This is a genomic window from Shewanella benthica KT99 (assembly GCF_000172075.1).
GTDB lineage: Bacteria > Pseudomonadota > Gammaproteobacteria > Enterobacterales > Shewanellaceae > Shewanella > Shewanella benthica_A.
Window position 1 is genome coordinate 1 of the sequence record NZ_ABIC01000026.1, and the last position, 16,831, is coordinate 16,831.

General features: G+C 43.5%; 14 protein-coding genes and 2 pseudogenes. 7 read left to right on the plus strand and 9 right to left on the minus strand.

Going from position 1 to position 16,831, the window contains the following annotated elements; translation table 11 throughout:
- A pseudogene (locus KT99_RS12540) lies at nucleotides 1–418 on the minus strand (IS66 family transposase); the annotation flags it as partial.
- A gap of 29 nt (nucleotides 419–447) precedes the next feature.
- Nucleotides 448–1,883, minus strand: a protein-coding gene (locus KT99_RS12545) for an IS66-like element ISSbe3 family transposase (RefSeq protein ID WP_086017578.1) whose coding sequence is annotated in 2 segments (ribosomal slippage) — nucleotides 448–1,691 and nucleotides 1,691–1,883 — 1,437 coding nt in all. Because the reading frame shifts where the segments join, the coding sequence is not laid out codon by codon here.
- Between the two features lie 272 nt (nucleotides 1,884–2,155).
- Between KT99_RS12545 and KT99_RS12555 the strand changes: the two genes are divergently transcribed.
- Nucleotides 2,156–2,371 carry a DUF6500 family protein gene (locus KT99_RS12555; RefSeq protein ID WP_005500608.1) on the plus strand — a complete coding sequence of 72 codons (216 nt, stop codon included), beginning with the start codon at nucleotides 2,156–2,158 and terminating at the stop codon, nucleotides 2,369–2,371.
- Between the two features lie 326 nt (nucleotides 2,372–2,697).
- Here KT99_RS12555 and KT99_RS12560 read toward each other — a convergent pair whose 3' ends face one another.
- The 3 genes and pseudogenes from KT99_RS12560 to KT99_RS12570 all read right to left on the minus strand — a co-directional run.
- On the minus strand, nucleotides 2,698–4,782 hold the full coding sequence (locus tag KT99_RS12560; protein WP_005500610.1) for a hypothetical protein: 2,085 nt from the start codon (nucleotides 4,780–4,782) through the stop codon (nucleotides 2,698–2,700).
- A gap of 342 nt (nucleotides 4,783–5,124) precedes the next feature.
- Entirely contained in the window at nucleotides 5,125–5,790 is a 666-nt protein-coding gene (locus tag KT99_RS12565; RefSeq protein ID WP_005500612.1) for an IS30 family transposase, read from the minus strand.
- 254 nt (nucleotides 5,791–6,044) lie between these two features.
- Nucleotides 6,045–6,248 (minus strand): annotated as a pseudogene (locus KT99_RS12570) (IS1595 family transposase); the annotation flags it as partial.
- Nucleotides 6,249–6,396: 148 nt separating this feature from the next.
- Between KT99_RS12570 and KT99_RS12575 the strand changes: the two are divergent.
- From KT99_RS12575 to KT99_RS12585, 3 genes are all read left to right on the plus strand, one after another.
- Nucleotides 6,397–9,582 carry an HD domain-containing phosphohydrolase gene (locus KT99_RS12575; protein WP_005500616.1) on the plus strand — a complete coding sequence of 1,062 codons (3,186 nt, stop codon included), beginning with the start codon at nucleotides 6,397–6,399 and terminating at the stop codon, nucleotides 9,580–9,582.
- Between the two features lie 176 nt (nucleotides 9,583–9,758).
- Nucleotides 9,759–10,928 carry a BamA/TamA family outer membrane protein gene (locus tag KT99_RS12580; RefSeq protein WP_005500617.1) on the plus strand — a complete coding sequence of 390 codons (1,170 nt, stop codon included), beginning with the start codon at nucleotides 9,759–9,761 and terminating at the stop codon, nucleotides 10,926–10,928.
- Nucleotides 10,929–10,986: 58 nt separating this feature from the next.
- Nucleotides 10,987–11,826, plus strand: a complete 840-nt coding sequence (locus tag KT99_RS12585) for a hypothetical protein (RefSeq protein WP_005500618.1) — start codon at nucleotides 10,987–10,989, stop codon at nucleotides 11,824–11,826.
- A gap of 62 nt (nucleotides 11,827–11,888) precedes the next feature.
- On the opposite strand, the gene accC is transcribed toward KT99_RS12585, so the two are convergent.
- The 4 genes from accC to arfB form a co-directional block, all read right to left on the minus strand.
- Complete coding sequence (accC, locus tag KT99_RS12590) at nucleotides 11,889–13,250, minus strand: acetyl-CoA carboxylase biotin carboxylase subunit (protein ID WP_005500619.1); 1,362 nt, start codon at nucleotides 13,248–13,250, stop codon at nucleotides 11,889–11,891.
- Between the two features lie 151 nt (nucleotides 13,251–13,401).
- Nucleotides 13,402–13,887 carry an acetyl-CoA carboxylase biotin carboxyl carrier protein gene (accB, locus tag KT99_RS12595; protein WP_005500620.1) on the minus strand — a complete coding sequence of 162 codons (486 nt, stop codon included), beginning with the start codon at nucleotides 13,885–13,887 and terminating at the stop codon, nucleotides 13,402–13,404.
- A 75-nt stretch (nucleotides 13,888–13,962) separates the two neighbouring features.
- A complete protein-coding gene (aroQ, locus tag KT99_RS12600; protein WP_005500621.1) occupies nucleotides 13,963–14,418 on the minus strand; it encodes a type II 3-dehydroquinate dehydratase in 456 nt (151 codons plus the stop codon).
- Between the two features lie 196 nt (nucleotides 14,419–14,614).
- A complete protein-coding gene (gene arfB, locus KT99_RS12605; RefSeq protein ID WP_005500622.1) occupies nucleotides 14,615–15,031 on the minus strand; it encodes an alternative ribosome rescue aminoacyl-tRNA hydrolase ArfB in 417 nt (138 codons plus the stop codon).
- 154 nt (nucleotides 15,032–15,185) lie between these two features.
- Here arfB and KT99_RS12610 point away from each other — a divergent pair, with 154 nt between their 5' ends.
- The 3 genes from KT99_RS12610 (at nucleotide 15,186) to KT99_RS12620 (ending at nucleotide 16,496) form a co-directional block, all read left to right on the plus strand.
- A complete protein-coding gene (locus KT99_RS12610) occupies nucleotides 15,186–15,563 on the plus strand; it encodes an STAS/SEC14 domain-containing protein (RefSeq protein ID WP_005500623.1) in 378 nt (125 codons plus the stop codon).
- Between the two features lie 92 nt (nucleotides 15,564–15,655).
- A complete protein-coding gene (locus KT99_RS12615) occupies nucleotides 15,656–15,790 on the plus strand; it encodes a DUF3012 domain-containing protein (protein WP_083804845.1) in 135 nt (44 codons plus the stop codon).
- 133 nt (nucleotides 15,791–15,923) lie between these two features.
- Entirely contained in the window at nucleotides 15,924–16,496 is a 573-nt protein-coding gene (locus tag KT99_RS12620; protein WP_005500625.1) for a hypothetical protein, read from the plus strand.
- Nucleotides 16,497–16,831 lie beyond the last annotated feature (335 nt).

The following is a 16,831-nucleotide window of genomic DNA, read 5'->3' on the forward strand; positions in this document are numbered from 1 at the left end:
ATACGGACTTGAATAGCAATACCAGTCGATTGCCGATACTCGCGGTAAGCCCCTTACGTGAATAATCGGCCATTTGTTGTAAATTACGCTGCACATGGGCAAGGCAAAATTGATGCCGTTCGGGCTCAATCCAGTTGTAGCTGGGACATTGGTCACTCACGACAATCGCTTGGGTATGCTCGCCTAATATCGATTTGGCTGCATCCTTATTACGAAAATATTTCACCTGTTGGAATACGGCATCCTCACTCGATAACAACCAGACCCAGCGGGTATGCTCTTCACCATTACGATTGTGCGTCGTCTCGTCAACATGCACTAATGACGCTTTTTTTATGTGTTGATGCAGAGCTTGGTGTGTCGGCGTCAGCATACTACTGACTCGCCCTTGCGCTTCAGAAATCAGACCGGTAGAGAAATGGTAAGCATTCACCAGAGGGGGATTGACTAAGCTGAGGTTAGTCCAAATACGTCTGGGTAGTCGCATTTACCCACCACGCCCGCAATGATAGTGCTGATCACTGTTATCGGGGATAACTTGCGCTTCTTGCACGTTTCAACGACTGAGAGGATCCGAGATCGAAACTTCTCACCCCTATCTGAACTGGTGCCATAGCAGATCTTGCGCATGATCACGCTGCCACGCAAACAACGCTCGGCTTCGTTATTGGTCAAAGGTGTCCCTGGGTGATTGAGAAAAACCCATAAACCTTGCTCATATTTGAGAATATGCCGGCATCGGCCTGAGTAGCGTGAAGCGGGCACATTTTCCCCGCACTCAAGCCAGCGCTTAATATTGCGCCTTAGTCGTTGCATTCGCCGACGCCACATTATTTCGTCAACGTCACCGGCTTCATATCTATGTTGAGTGCGAAATACGGACTTGAATAGCAATACCAGTCGATTGCCGATACTCGCGGTAAGCCCCTTACCTGAATAATCGGCCATTTGTTGTAAATTACGCTGCACATGGGCAAGGCAAAATTGATGCCGTTCGGGCTCAATCCAGTTGTAGCTGGGACATTGGTCACTCACGACAATCGCTTGGGTATGCTCGCCTAATATCGATTTGGCTGCATCCTTATTACGAAAATATTTCACCTGTTGGAATACGGCATCCTCACTCGATAACAACCAGACCCAGCGGGTATGCTCTTCACCATTACGATTGTGCGTCGTCTCGTCAACATGCACTAATGACGCTTTTTTTATGTGTTGATGCAGAGCTTGGTGTGTCGGCGTCAGCATACTACTGACTCGCCCTTGCGCTTCAGAAATCAGACCGATAGAGAAATGAGTCCCGTATTGGTCTTGCAGTAAACGTTGAATTTTACGTACGCTCAGGTGATACAAGCCACTGAGCACAGCCACGTAACTGAGCAATCGTGGCCCCATCTGACCATCGGGAGCCTCTTCAGGCAAGGCTCCTTTGCTCACGGTGTTGCACTGCTGACAACGCCCGTGAAATAACTGGTATTCAGTTATATCAAGTGCAGGTTTAGGTAATTCAAATACCTGATGACGATAGCTTGGAGTCGGGTTGGCAATGACCTCGCCACCACAATCAGAACAACATGAATCGGGTAAGCAAGCGACTTGCTCATCGGTTGCGCTGAGTTCCGCTAATGGTCTTTTATGCCCCGTATGTCCAGGTTGAGCGCCAACCTTATTTCCACTACGAGGCGTTTGAGCTTTTTTCGCTCAGCCTTATCCGCAGGGGAGTCAGAGGATGGTGATTTGGATGAGTTTCTAGAGCTCAATGCTAGGCGGTCTTCATATTCACGTAACTTTTCCCACAGTTCTTGAATGAGTAAGTTTGCTTTTTTTTCACCGAGTTCAGCAACCGTAGGCGGCTCTGTTGCGAATTGTTTTTTCTTTTTCATGAAGCTATTTTGACACGGCAAAGAGATCGTTCAATAGCGATATGACCAAACCTTATTGATCATCAATTGATCGTGTCAATAAGGGGCTGGTGAACGGTTACGCATAAAGGGTGCCCACAGCGCAAAAAAAGTAAATAATTTGGATGTGGCAGCAGCCCAGTCCAACAAGCTATTTATGCTTTGCAGGCAGCGCAATGTACAAATACTAGGACGTTAGTGTGATGTCAGTCATCGTGGTCGCGATAATATTTTCGGAACAATAGAAGAGTTGTATGAGAGAGAGTCTTAGATTAAAAATTATCAAAGTATGTGATGATAAAATTGAGAAAAAAGGAACCAATGTTGGCTTGTCATTTTATGCATTCTTCGCAAACAAAAATGATGATCCTGCATTACTTATGGAAGCCGCAGAATGGTGGATTATGACTCACAAGTTAGATCATTTTGAGAAGGCTTTAAAAATTAAAGAAATGGTTAGCTCTGGTTAATATCGTGGCTCATCACACTAACAAGCGCCTAAACTGGGACGATTTTTCATTGTGCATTTTTGTTTTGTCGCTGTACGCCAGTATCACACAAAAATGCTTCATTAAAATTTTCCCGTTAGGCGGGCGCACCCTGTGTCAGGATTGTTGTCACCTAAACACAAAATCTTGTATCACTAGATCCGTCAACACTGGTGTATTGAGAACAGTCAGTGACGTTGTATTCAATGAAGATAAATCTCGGATAGTGATGGAAGCCTCGCTGGTATCAAGTAATAAGCCAAGGCCATCATCATTTGCGCACTAAACAATCCCATAAATCAGTAGTTTTAAATATACTTTCCCTGCAAATATAGTATTCCATTCTCAGAAGCTGAAAAATAAGGATGATTACCTTTGACTACTCGATGAATAAACCCATAATGTTTAATCTTACTATTTTTACCTATACTATGATTTATCGATTGGTACGGCCTATCTAATTCATTACCTAACTCTGTCGCTGTCATATGCTTTTTACTTTCTAACGCGTTCAGGATTTCATACTCATTTTTCTGAATGCGAATATTATTTTCAATCAATTTTTTGTGTTCAGCATTAATCACCGGCTGCAGTATGACATCCCCTTGACAATTAGAAGCGAAACACTTCACGCCGTGTTTTATAAACACATCTTTTTGAGATATTTCATATTTACAACCACAGGTCAAACAAATCAACTCCTTAGAGCAAGTCATCCAATCTGCCAACAATTTACTACAATCAAAAATTCTCTCAAGCCTAAATTTTCTATCACAGCCATCATCATAGATAATATTATTATCAACACACAAACCATAGTTTAGAGAAAAGATGCTAATATTACATCCATCCTTATCTTTTTGTTGGCTGTGTTTTGTCACAAAGAAGTTAAACTCCAAGGTCTTTAAAATATCTTCCATAGCTTCAGGTATATATAAATAATTTGAAGGTGCTGAGTTAGTCGTATATTTTTCAAATATTTTAGCTCTTGAATTACCAATGTGTTTTTTGTTAACTACAGACTTTTCAATAAGCGTTCTCAGTAATTCAAGAAGATGAAACTGTTCAAAAGATTCATTATAAGTTTTATACTCAACATATTCACTTTTTGTCAGTACGAACTCTATGTCACTCTTATAATGCTGCTTGGCAGATTCTTGAAGGATTTTCCTGGTGATCTTGCATTCAAAACCATTAGTTTTCTGTAATGCAATTTCTAATACTTTGCCTATGATACGAGGAACATTTGAACTGATTTGAAACAGTAATTTATAGTAATCATCCATACTAACACTTGGAGTTATCTCAAAGAAAACATCAAGGTTTATATTTTGAAAGTAATAATCGAAACGTTTCTCGATTAAACGCCGAGTATATTTAACCGCTGCTAACTCGACCTTGTCAACACTACCCATTGAATATAGATCGTAATAATCCAATCTATACGTTTTGACTTTTTGACGATCAATGCAAGGCAAGAAATCTCTCCCTGGATACAGAGAGATTTTAAACTTGAAGTATTCATCTGACAAATTATTTAAAGGGTCAATGATAAAGTTAGAAAAAACCCCCATGGAATCTTGATCGATCTCCGACATGTCATCTAAACATATAAAGACACATTTTATGGAGACTTTTCGAAGAAGGTTTTTTAAACCATTCATCAATCCAATAATATCAAAAAAGTTTGCCAACATGCTTACTGTTCGATTACAACTAAACTGTTCTGATTGTAAATCTTCAGTCACATCAGCTGAAATTGACAGTTTAAACTTGGACCCCCTACCTTTAAGAGCCGTTGACTTGCCCATTGCATTTTTCCGAGAAACATTTCTCTTACAATGCATATGATCTGTAGCCTCAGTAAATAAAGGCATCTTTACATCATCAAAAATCTCATCCAATTCCTGTTCAAAATCAGATTTTGACAGTCCATTTTTTGAGAATGCGCCCAAAAACCGACTATCAAATACACTATCCTTGATTTCCAGCCTTAACCGCTCAATGACCTTGTCTATAAAAAACAGATGCAAGCCAAACTTCTCTCGATTACAAGCTGACAATTCAATATCAAGTGAATTTATACTAGCTGCAGATTTTTTAGTTTGTTCAAAAAGAGATTTAATATCTAGATATAGAGAAATCTTATCATTATTTTTTTTGATCTCGTGTTGAAACCTATTGATAATAGTTGACTTGCCAGTTCCTTTTCTTCCAATTAACAAGGTGGTGTTATTTTTCAACATAGATTTCAATATTAGATCATTATCTAATGGATCTACATAAAGGTGTTCTATTAAGTTACCTCCATTATCATCAGTTAAATTAGCTCTTCTGTATTTACTTAACGAATCTGTCAAATCTATAAAAACATCTGATATTTTACTATCCATTTATATACCACTGCACATTGTTACTTGATTATTATCATAGGCAGTTATCACTATACATTTATTGTTAGTCTAATCAACAACAACAACCAACAATCAAGACACCCAAAATTGTCAGATGAAGATCCCTTTACGCAGTAATAAGCAAAAATAACCAAAACACTCAGGATTAGTTATCTGGAAACCTTGGCATGCGAAGGAGAAATAGCGTGTCTTACCAGAGTAGAGAGTATCGCCAACTAGTCAGTAACTCTTGCTTGAAACTCATGTTAATTAGTTGTTATGTATCATTGACTCTCAGTATGGTTTTTATACACTAGTAGCCTTCATGGATTGAAGCTGGAATCAAGCAATAAGTGCAACACGCTTACCAGTAAAGACCTCGAGGGGTGTTAGCCCGCCTAATATCTTTCTTGGCGTTAAATTTAGTTGCAATATCCTGTTCTCGATTTCCTCCTCCGTCAGCCTAGCCATGTCGAATTTCTTAGGCCAAAACCGCCGAATCCGACCGTTAGTATTTTCATTCGTTCCTCGCTGCCAACTCGCATAAGGTTTGGCAAAATAAACCTTCGCTCCCGTCGCTTCATGAACCTTCATATGGCCTGCAAACTCACCGCCATTATCCAAGGTTATTGTCAATGCAGTATGGACTTGCCCAAGCAAAGCGATCATCGCATCACTCAAGCATTCACTTGGGGCGAATTCTATTGGCATGCGGTCACAGATCGCCCCAGGAGACCAGTTAAGCACCATGCATTTTCGAATAATCTCGTCAGTACTTGGCTGGCGTTTACAGGCTTTTTTCGACGTCCTTTTACGCTTACAGCTTAACGTATGTGCCATTTTCGGGTCATAGTTTAGGCTGGTGATATTTCGCTTTAACTCACGGCATACGGTACTAAAATGTACCCCGACTTCCTCGGCGATCTGACGAAGTGTCATACCTGTTTTACGGGAGGCAGATATTTGGTATCGTAGTTCCTGAGTGAGCTGATGGTACTGTTTGTTCATGACCGACTCTGAATTTGTGTGTGAGAACTAAAATTCTGCCTTCAGCTCTCTCACTTTTCAACCTTAATCTGTTGCACTTATTGTATTACCTCAGCTTCATTTCATCATTTCCCCGATTAAATCCCCTTCTTCCAACAATGTAGGCTTTGAATATGCCATTAGCTTATGCGATTGGGTTTATGGGTAAGATGTTCATTGATAATTCACTCTAGACTGAATATGTTATTGATTAGCAATGGGTGGCTATATTTTTTCTTCCCCCATTTTTTGAACTGAGGAGAGTGGCAATGTGGGCACTGGGATAACGCATCGAAAAGTGGTTGAATGAGCTCATCGGTGGGGATTTTAGCGTTTAATGCCTGAATTGACTGGTGAACGACTTCTCTTTGAGCCGGTGTCATCGATAAAAATGTTTTTGTTATCTGGTTAAGCTTACTCACAAATAATTTTGTTTTCATTTTCTTTAACCTCAATCAATTACGCTCAATGATAAGGGTAGACAACATTTCGCTACAACAGCGCCTAATTAGTTGTTATGCACCATTGACTCTCAGTATGGTTTTTATACACTAGTCCCCTTCATGGATTGAATATGTAAGGGCTTTGATGGAAGTGGTAACGAAGAGAAAAGGTAAGCGTTTTAGCATACGCTTTACTGTGGTGGGAATATTCATCTTGGCCACGGTGATCACCGCCGCAATTGCCATTGGTTTACAATATTATTTTAGCAAAGCCATGGCGACCGACTCGGCCCTAAAATATTATAATCAAGCATCACAAAGCGCCTCCACATACCTCTCTCAAATCGATATTCAGGCAACCAATGTCACTAAATTACTATCAAGCTTTGATAGCCTGGTAGAAAACGACAAGTTTAATCCTGAATCCATAGACACCTTCGCCGAGGTGATGAGAAGTAACCCACTGTTTTATGCTATCTATGTTGGTCTACCTAATGGCGATTTTTATGAGCTTATCAACCTAGATGCTCATCCTATCATTCGTTCGCAGTTAGAAGCTTCTCATTTAGATCGTTGGGTTACGATAGAGATAAAGGGAGAGGGGAGAGCGCGAAGCCAATATTATCAATATCTAGATGAAGAGTTTAACTTACGTGCAAGTCGTCAAAAGCCAAGTGAGTTCGACGCCCGTTTGCGACCTTGGTTCATCGATGCCAATCGCGTCAGTGTAAATAAAACAGAGCCTTACCTGTTTCAGCACCTACAAGCTCCTGGGCAAACTTATTCTATCAAACTACCAAATTCAGATACCGTTTTAGCCGTTGATATTGCACTATCGACGTTAAGTGATTACCTGATAGCGCGAGGGGATCAATCACAGGTCGAGGCTTACCTTTATAAAGCCAGCGGTGAGTTAATTGCCTCCAATCGGTATCCGCAACTCAATACCTTGATGCCTAAAGGGCCAGGCTTATCATTAACCGCTGCACAGCGCGCTCTAATTGCCAATACTCCAGAGCTGCTGGTGTCTAATGAGATTGATTGGGCACCTATAGACTTTACCATCTCAGGTGAGCCAGAAGGCTATAGTATCGATCTACTTAGAATGCTTGCTGAGTCGAGTGGGCTTAAGTTCAACTTTGTTAATGGCTTTACCTGGAATGAGCTGGTCGATAGCTACATGATGGAAGAGATCGACATGTTGCACTCCATCATGCTGACAGATAAAAATGAAACTTTAGGTGAATTTAGCGAGTCCTTCTTAGATCTCCATTATGCGATTGTGACTCAACCAGAAAACGATACCATAACTAGACTTTCTGAACTCAATGGTAAGCGACTCGCTATCCCAAAGGGCTGGTCAATCATTCAAATTGTGAGCAAGGCGTTTCCAGATATTGAGATTGTCGAATTGGCATCCACCCAGGCAATCTTACAAGCTGTAGAGAGTGGCGAAGTGTTTGCGGCCTTGGATAATAGTGTCATTTTGCACTATACCGCTCAAAGCTATTTTATTGATCGACTTAAATATCATGAAACCATTAGTTTTGGGGATATCAGTGTCCCCACTGGCTTGCATATGGTGATGCAAGGTGAAAATGTTCCCTTGATAGACATCATAAATTTGGCTATTAGCAATATTACGTCAGAGCAAAGAGATGCATTAACCGCTAAATGGTTTGCACATGGTGAGCTACAGAGTTTTACCCCTCAAGGAATCGTTCCTTATAAGGTGTTGATTGATATGGCTGCAGATCCTAAACAGCAAAACCAACTCATTAGCACTAAAATAAATGGTATCGAGCAGTTTATCTATGTCACCAGTTTAGGAGAGGGTAAAGCTGCTCAAGATAAATTTGCCATTGTGGTGCCTGCTTCAATATTACTGGCATCGAGTAAAGATAAGATTAGCAAATCTATCTTAATCACTATGTTGTGCCTATTATTGGTTCTGCCCATTTCCTGGGTGTTCGCGTCGCCGATCATTCGACCCATTAACGCGCTGGCGATTGAGAATGAGAAGATAAAAAACCGTCGCTATGATGAAGTTATTAATGTGAACAGCAGTATTTCCGAGCTCGATGATCTGGCTAGTTCGATGTGGGAGATGTCGGAATCTATTCAATTATATGAACGTAACCAAAAAGAGTTGATGGAGTCGTTTATCAAGCTGATTGCTCAGGCGATCGATGATAAGTCTCCTTACACGGCGGGTCATTGTAATCGCGTCCCTGAGCTTGGCTTAATGCTTGCCGATGCTGCCGCTAAATCTGATCTGGCTCCTTTTAAAGACTTTTCCTTCAAAACGGCCGATGAGCACAGAGAGTTCAGAATCGCCGCCTGGTTGCATGATTGCGGTAAGATCACCACCCCGGAATTTATCGTCGATAAGGGCACTAAGCTAGAGGCCGTGTATAACCGAATACACGAAGTGCGCATGCGTTTCGAGGTGTTGTGGCGAGACGCCGAAATCGATTATCTTAAGCGCCTCTCGGCTACTGAATCGAATGAATTCTTGACTGCAGAGCTAGATAATAAGCGACTGCAGCTGAAGCAAGATTTTGAGTTTATCGCCAATGCCAATGTGGGCGGTGAGTTTATGGGCCAAGCTCATAAAGACCGTTTGGCCGAACTGGCCGGAATCACCTGGCAGAGAAACTTCGATGATCGACTAGGTTTATCTCCCGTCGAAGAGCTTAACTTAAGTGATGTGCAGTCAACGGAGAGTTACCCCGTTACCGAGCCACTCTTGAGAGACAAGCCGGAGCATATCATCAAGCGTATCAATAAGGTGGAGTTTGACCCTAAATTTGGTATCAAGATGGATGTCCCTGAGCATCAATATAATCTCGGTGAACTGTATAATCTTTCCATCTCGCGAGGAACCCTTACCGCCGAAGACAGGTTTAAGATTAACGAGCATGTCATCAGCACCATCAAGATGCTGGAAACTCTGCCATTCCCACCTGAGTTAGCTAAAGTCCCAAGATACGCATCGACCCACCATGAAACCTTAAAAGGAACGGGTTATCCCCGTAGACTCAGCGCTGAAGACCTCTCAATTCCTGAGCGGATTCTGGTGGTGGCCGATATCTTCGAAGCGCTTACCGCAGCTGACAGACCCTATAAGAAGGCCAAGCCGCTCAGTGTCGCCATCGATATCCTTCATAAGATGGCACTGGATGAGCATCTCGACATGGACTTGTTTAAGCTGTTTTTAACCAGTGGGATCTATCTCGAATATGCGCATAAGTTCCTCGATGCCGCTCAGATCAACCATGTAGACCTTGCTAAATACTTGGATGATAAACCATTAAAATGCAATGCCTAGTTAAGTAGAGTTCGGGGGCGTTAACGTCCCTGCAGCTCACCTTTCATAAATGTGATATCTCATTAATAATTAATTGTCCAAAATTGATGTCGTGTTAAACTGCGCTCGGCATGTCAAGTGACTGCTAAAAAGGTCGTTTAGCACCTCCCTTATCCCTATCATTGATTAGAGTTTTTATGCAACGGATTTTACTGTTATCCCTGTTTGTTTTTTCTAATGTGGCCATCGCCGTTGAACCTTTATTTGCAATGCCAGAAGATATGGAGCCTACATGGCTTGATAATATTTTGTCAATCTTTGGTGCAGATGGTGAGTTTGATGAAACTAAAGCCATTGATATGAGTTACTTACCAACGGCATATTACACGCCAGAGAAAAAGTTTGGTGTGGGTCTCTTGATGGTGGGGTTATATAAAACCGACGACGCATCGAGTGATGAACAGCCATCATCGTTGGTGTTAAATTCGTTTGTCTCGATGAATAACTCTTATGGCGTCGAAGTTGAAAACATGACATTTTTCAATCAAGGCCAGCAAAGATTATTGCTGGAATTAGAGTTACACAATGAGGCCGCCGTTTATTATGGTCAAGGCATCGAACAAGGCGATCTAGACAGTAATCATCATGAGTTTGAAGAACAGTTATATAGTTTCAAGCCTCGTTGGATGACTGAAGTGGCTGACCACTATTTTATCGGTATCGGTGCCGACTTGATTTATGCAAGTGCAGGAAAGTTAGAGTTAGTCGAAACTGAAACGCCTGTGGATTCAGCCGATGCTCTTGCTCCCCTAGAGGCACTGCCAAATAACTTTAGTTCAGGCCTAGTGATCACCAGTATCTATGATTCACGAGATTATCGATTAAATGCCACCAAGGGGTGGTTATTTCAAATTGATGCCGGCTTATATCAAAACAACCAGTCTGCTTCGTTTTCGACTTATAATATTGAGTTAGCGAACTATATTGATCTAGGCAGCTCTGCACCAGGACTCATAGCCTGGCAAGTGCAGGGACACTTTACCGATGGCGATGTGCCTTGGAATATGTTGCCAGACCTTGGCGGATCTAATGCCATGCGCGGGTATATCAAAGGCCGTTACCGTGATGAGCAGATGATGATGGGGCAAGTTGAATACCGCTTACCCATATTTCAACGTTATGGCATGGTCTTTTGGGGCGCAGTAGGTAGCGTCGCACCCCACGTAAGCGATCTGACCGAGGAGCTATTAACCTCTTACGGAACCGGTTTTCGTTTTAACATCAAAGACAATATTAATTTACGTTTTGACGTGGGCGTAGGTGAAAATGAAACTAACTTCTACCTTAATGTGAATGAAGTCTTTTAAGCATGGCTAACACTGCGATCGTTATGGAAAGTATGAAGAGTGTAAAGAGCCTATTTAGATGATGACATCGACTGTTTTATGCAAGCCAGTTGCCGTTATGGGAGGCAAACCAATCACCGCTCGTTTATATGCCATTGGTCGTATTTTTTTGTCAGTAGCAGCTCTAACACCAGTTTTAGGGCTAACTTTATTACTTGGAACATTAACCAATACAGCCTTTGCCAATGAACAACAAGAGCATGAACTAGAGCAGTGCAGCCGTACTGCAAATTACTCTATTTATCTGAGTGGTATATATACTGGCTCAATGAACAGGACTGAGACTTGGCAGGGAAACACTGCGGTAGTTACGTCAAAAAGTGAAGCCAGCATTTTAGGTATCGGCACTCAGTATCGTCAGCGGACAGAGTTATCTTGGTCGAGTACCACCGATGAATGGCTAACCGATAATTTTCATCAAAAAGTGACCGGATTTCGCTCTCGAGACATGCAGGTTACTTTTGAAAATAATGGCCATGAGTCACGGGTAGATCTAGATGGAGAGGTAGAGACTTATGTATCAGAAGATATTCCTCTGCGAGATGTGGACACCTTGTTGATTCAAATTCGTGAATACTTGCTTCGAGGAAGCAAACAATTTGCCTTAATCAGGCAAGCTTCTGATGATATAGAGGCGTATCAATTCTATGTTCAGGACACGCTGACAGCTAATATAGAGCCCTGGGGCGAGCTAACCTTGATACCTGTGGAGCAAACGGGTGCCGAAGATGTTACTTATTATTTCGCCCCTTCAATGGATTACCAGCTGATTAAAGCCCGCTATCACGGCATCATACTTCGAGGATTGATTGAACTCGATAGTTACACCTCATCTTGTGAGCCCATCTTGGCTCACTAGCAGTGAGCTTGCGAACGTCCTCGCAGGCACATAAGTGCCGCCCTAGCAGGGCGAAGCCCGTTCTATATAAGCACCTTTTCCTCTAAATAATGTATCGACTGCCCACCTTCTTTAAACCCTTCATTTTCGAGTATCCGTTGTAGCAGAGGCACATTGGTTGATATGCCCTCGATAACTAGCTCATTGAGCGCCGTTTTCATGCGGGCGAGGGCTTGGTTTCGTGTTGGCCCCCAAGTGATCAGCTTGGCTACCATAGAGTCATAAAAAGGAGGGACTGTGTAGCCTGAGTAGAGATGAGAATCCCAGCGCACGCCGATGCCGCCGGGGGCGTGAAATGCTGTCACGGTGCCGGGGGAGGGAATAAAGGTCTGTGGATCTTCGGCATTGATGCGGCACTCTATGCTGTGGCCGTTTAGCGAGATGTCGTCTTGTTCGATAGTCAGTGGCTTACCCGCTGCGATCTCCAGCTGAGCCTGGATCAGATCGACCCCTGTGATCATCTCTGTGATTGGGTGCTCTACCTGAATGCGGGTATTCATCTCGATGAAGTAAAATTGACCCGCCTCATAGAGAAACTCGAAGGTACCTGCACCACGATAACCGATATCGACACAGGCCTTAGCACATAAGGCACCAATCTCTCGGCGGGTGTCAGAGTCTATGCCCAAGGCCGGGGCTTCCTCTATGACCTTCTGATGTCTGCGCTGCATGGAGCAGTCCCGCTCTCCCAGGTGTATCGCATTTCCTTGACCATCTGACAGCACCTGAATCTCGATATGGCGAGGTGTTTGTAGATACTTCTCCATATAGACATCGCCATTAGCAAAGGCGGCTTTGGCTTCGGCCTGGGTTAGTCCTATGGCTGGTATCAGTTCGGCTTCATCATGGACCACACGCATACCACGGCCGCCGCCTCCCGCAGTTGCCTTGATGATCACCGGATAGCCTATCTTGTTGGCAATTCGCTTATTGAGCACTGAATCATTTGAAAGCATGCCATCTGAGCCCGGCACTGTAGGAACTCCGGCTGCTTTCATTGCCGAGATGGCTGAGACTTTATCGCCCATCAATCGGATCACTGCCGCTGTCGGACCGATGAAGCTAAAGCCGCAGGCTTCCACTTGCTCGGCAAAGTCGGCATTTTCTGACAAAAAACCATAGCCTGGATGTATGGCATCGACCTTGGTTGCCGATGCGGCGGCGAGTATAGCGGCAATATTAAGGTAGCTATCGATTGCTGCAGGCTTACCTATGCATAGCTTTGCATTGGCTTGTTGCACATGCAGCAAGCTTTTATCAGCAATGGAGTATGCGGCTACGGTCTCTATCCCAAGTTGAGAGCAGGCGCGCTGAATTCTCAGGGCTATCTCACCTCTGTTGGCGATTAGCACTCGCTTGATTGGGCGCACAACTGGCAGGCTCATTCGTGGCTATTCCTCTTTTGCTATGCGCTTAAATGTTGGTTATTTTTTCGCAACTCGCAGCTCGCAGCTCGATAAAGTATCGAGCTCAAGACAAGGCTAAGAAAGCCTAGAGTCACGAGCTGCAGCCCGAAGTTCGTCACCCGTAATTCGCTCATCGATCTTCAATAACAATCAAGGGCTGATCGAAGCCGACTGCGTCGCCACTTTCGACCAGAATCGATTTGATAATGCCGCTACGATGGGCTTCTATCTGGTTCATCATCTTCATCGCCTCTATGATGCAAATGGCTTGTCCTTTCTCGACTCTTTGTCCGACTTGAGACAAGGGAGCAGACTCAGGAGCAGGAGATAGATAGAAGGTACCTACCATAGGTGAGATAACCGTATTTTCGTTAGGCTTAACTAGCTCATCACTTGTTGTTGAGCTTGCTAGGGCAGTATTAATTTGAGCGTGAGCGGTATTGGCATTAGCTTGTGGTGAGTGATCACTCACTGTGTAGACCTGTTGCGGCGTATTCACCTGAGCAGGTCTTTGGCGGCAGATACGTACCGATTCTTCGCCTTCGGTGACCTCGAGCTCAGCAATGCCAGACTCTTGAACCAGCTCTATCAGCTTCTTTATTTTTCGAATGTCCATAACTTTGCACCTTAAAAGCTTCTCTTTAAAACGACTCTAGAAAATCATCTGGAAAACGTAAATCGAACACCACTTTTAATGCTCAGCCTGCTTCGCATGTAATCGTGTAATCGCCGATTGCAGGGCGAAGTGATAACCTTCGGCGCCCAAACCACAGATCACGCCTATGGCCTTATCTGAGAAATATGAGTGATGACGGAAAGGCTCTCGAGCATGCACATTAGACAGGTGAACTTCGATAAAAGGAATGGCGACGCCTAATATTGCATCTCGTATCGCGACGCTGGTATGGGTGAATGCCGCCGGGTTGATGATGATAAAGTCCGCATCCGTGTTATGAATAGCATCGATGAGTTCATGCTCGGCATTAGATTGAATATGCTCAAGCACTATACCGGCCGCATTTGACTCATCTGTGAGGTCTTTAACTATCTGTTCTAAGGTCTTCACGCCATAGTGGCCCGGTTCACGTCGACCCAGAAGGTTAAGGTTAGGGCCGTTAATTAATAAGACCTTTGCTTTGCTGCTCATGTCAAAATCCTTTGCAATACAGATGACTCGTCGTTATACCAAGGGGTATAACGATGGATAAGGTGAATCATTTGATTTCAACAGAAGTTGGCGAAGATGTCGACATTTGCCTGCATTTTCGACGAAAATGATGGAAATAAGGTTCTAGATCCTAGGGGCTAGTACCTAGGAACTTTTATAACTTGGCTTCCTTCTTTTAATAATCTGACTTATTGCGTCTTAGCGCCTTAGTCGCGCCTTTCTGTTTCTTAGCATCGACTCGTCGGCGTTGACTGCCTCTGGTGGGCTTAGTGGCAATGCGTTTTTTCGGTGTGTGGCCCACACTGGCGACCAGTTCAATAAATTGGGCTAATGCGGTTTGACGATTGGAATCTTGGCTACGGCTAGCCTGACACTTGATGATGACTTTACCGCTCTTAGTGATGCGATGATCGGCTTTGGCGAGTAACCTTTGTTGATAAAGTTCCGGCAGGGATGATTTACGTATATCAAAAATTAACTGAGCGGCGGTAGAGACCTTATTCAGGTGCTGTCCACCGGCACCACTGGAACGGATAAATTGCCATTCGATCTCATTTTCTTGAAGAAGTACACGGTTAGTGATTTTTATCATGGCCTTTGATTCGGGTTTTGTATTACCCTTTGTCGATTGAGTTGTTGGGTGCCGATTTGGTCTAAGACCTCAAACGGGTATCCTATTGGGATGAATGAAGAGGTTGTACCCCTTTCGCTCATTATTAGCTAGCAGATGGAAGCGGAGCTCATCTATGTTATGTCAAATCGCCGATATTACCAAAGGCGTGATCAGTTTATTTGCCAGTGGGCGCCTCTCGACCCTGGACTATTGTGAGCAAATCGTTCCCATTATCGAGGAATATAGTGCCGAGTCGGGCAAGATTTGCCTCTATATCGAAGCCGATGTGTTGTTAGAGGGCTGGGAGAGTGATTCTATATCTGGGGTGGGGGAAATACAGCTACCAAGATTCGATGCCCTGGTGTTGGTTGGTGGACCGGATTGGTTCGGTAATGCCGTACGCTTGTTGGGCCCATTCATGCAGGGTGAAGTCGCTTGGTTTTCTCTGGATGACAAGCCTAAAGCTATCGAGTGGATCACGGCTAAACTGAGTTGCCCACTGCCGATTTAATCGCTTTACTTCTCGTCGCTTTGATATTGGAAATAGTGATCGAATTTGCCAACAATAAAGTGCTCAAATTAACTTCATTTGCCTTAGCGTCTATGTTTGTTATTGGCCTGTCTGGTTGCGCACCAGAAGTCGGTAGCGAACAATGGTGTAAGCAGATGAGTGACAAAGACAAGGGTGACTGGACCGCTAACGAAGCGGCCGATTATGCCAAGAATTGCATATTTTAATTAAGTATTGTCAGTTTTGAACTTTCGATTATAATCTGGGTCAGACGATTAGAAGCTAGTTGCTCACTCTTTGTTTCGAGCTATTCGTTCCTAGCTATTAAATGTCAGTTCTTTTGAATCAATAAGGTTCTCTTTGCAGCATAATTTTCGTCAATTCACTCACAAGATAGCCATAGCGATGATCGCCGTTGTGCTGCTGCAGTTTGCAGCTGGCAACATGGGTGAGCATCAGTTGCATCTTGGTGGTCATGACGAAGAACCTGCAAACCATCCTCATTTGCAATTTACCGCCCAAGTCATGACATTAGCGTTAGAGCAGTGCACCGCGTGTAATGACTTAAGCTATAGCGATTCTGAGCATGCCAATCAAACTGTAGCGCAAACGAATAGCTGTGATCGCTCCTTCGCCGATGGTGAATTGATATCAAATAATTATTTAGCAGCAAATTTAGGTTCTTCATTCGAAGCGGCTTCTCTCTATGAGGAACTGCCTGCTGCTACTGAGATTCATAGTCATCAAATCAGCAAGACTGAGACTAAGCTTTTCGATATCTGTTTAGACTGCCAATGCCATGGTGGACATGCCACTGTGATGACCAGCGGAACCAGCGAACCTTCAGTTCCGTTAAGCGATGGGTTCGTCGCCATGGTGAGCAATTACTTACCTCCAGAGTCTCTACCCGATTACCGCCCTCCAATCGTATAACCCCTAAACTTGCTTTAAATAGCTTAATGCTATCTATCCATCGCAAGTAGAAAATCATGACTAACGTTAACTGGATCTTTAGGCGATTTGCCCAAACGATCTTAGAGATGATTTAACCCTAAAGCACTCTGTTATACCCAAGCCACCTCAAGGTGCTCGTTTCAGAGCCCCCGTAGGATAGCTGAACAAGGCAGTGATTGAGAGAATGGTTATTCCCTTGTCGATAGCACTAACGCAGTGCAGATATTCTACGGGAGCTCCCGCAGGGCAAGGCGAGAAGCAACATTTTTCTGCGTTATGAAATATTGAATTAGAATAACTAGTACTACTATTTC

What these genes read in the sequence shown, in the direction of transcription:
- KT99_RS12565 (WP_005500612.1), bottom strand. Translation starts at nt 5,790, where the DNA reads ATGAACAAACAGTACCATCAGCTCACTCAGGAACTACGATACCAAATA.
- KT99_RS12555 (WP_005500608.1), top strand. Translation starts at nt 2,156, where the DNA reads ATGAGAGAGAGTCTTAGATTAAAAATTATCAAAGTATGTGATGATAAA.
- arfB (WP_005500622.1), bottom strand. Translation starts at nt 15,031, where the DNA reads ATGATAAAAATCACTAACCGTGTACTTCTTCAAGAAAATGAGATCGAA.
- accB (WP_005500620.1), bottom strand. Translation starts at nt 13,887, where the DNA reads ATGGACATTCGAAAAATAAAGAAGCTGATAGAGCTGGTTCAAGAGTCT.
- KT99_RS12585 (WP_005500618.1), top strand. Translation starts at nt 10,987, where the DNA reads ATGATGACATCGACTGTTTTATGCAAGCCAGTTGCCGTTATGGGAGGC.
- KT99_RS12615 (WP_083804845.1), top strand. Translation starts at nt 15,656, where the DNA reads ATGTTTGTTATTGGCCTGTCTGGTTGCGCACCAGAAGTCGGTAGCGAA.
- KT99_RS12560 (WP_005500610.1), bottom strand. Translation starts at nt 4,782, where the DNA reads ATGGATAGTAAAATATCAGATGTTTTTATAGATTTGACAGATTCGTTA.
- KT99_RS12575 (WP_005500616.1), top strand. Translation starts at nt 6,397, where the DNA reads ATGGAAGTGGTAACGAAGAGAAAAGGTAAGCGTTTTAGCATACGCTTT.
- aroQ (WP_005500621.1), bottom strand. Translation starts at nt 14,418, where the DNA reads ATGAGCAGCAAAGCAAAGGTCTTATTAATTAACGGCCCTAACCTTAAC.
- KT99_RS12610 (WP_005500623.1), top strand. Translation starts at nt 15,186, where the DNA reads ATGTTATGTCAAATCGCCGATATTACCAAAGGCGTGATCAGTTTATTT.
- KT99_RS12580 (WP_005500617.1), top strand. Translation starts at nt 9,759, where the DNA reads ATGCAACGGATTTTACTGTTATCCCTGTTTGTTTTTTCTAATGTGGCC.
- accC (WP_005500619.1), bottom strand. Translation starts at nt 13,250, where the DNA reads ATGAGCCTGCCAGTTGTGCGCCCAATCAAGCGAGTGCTAATCGCCAAC.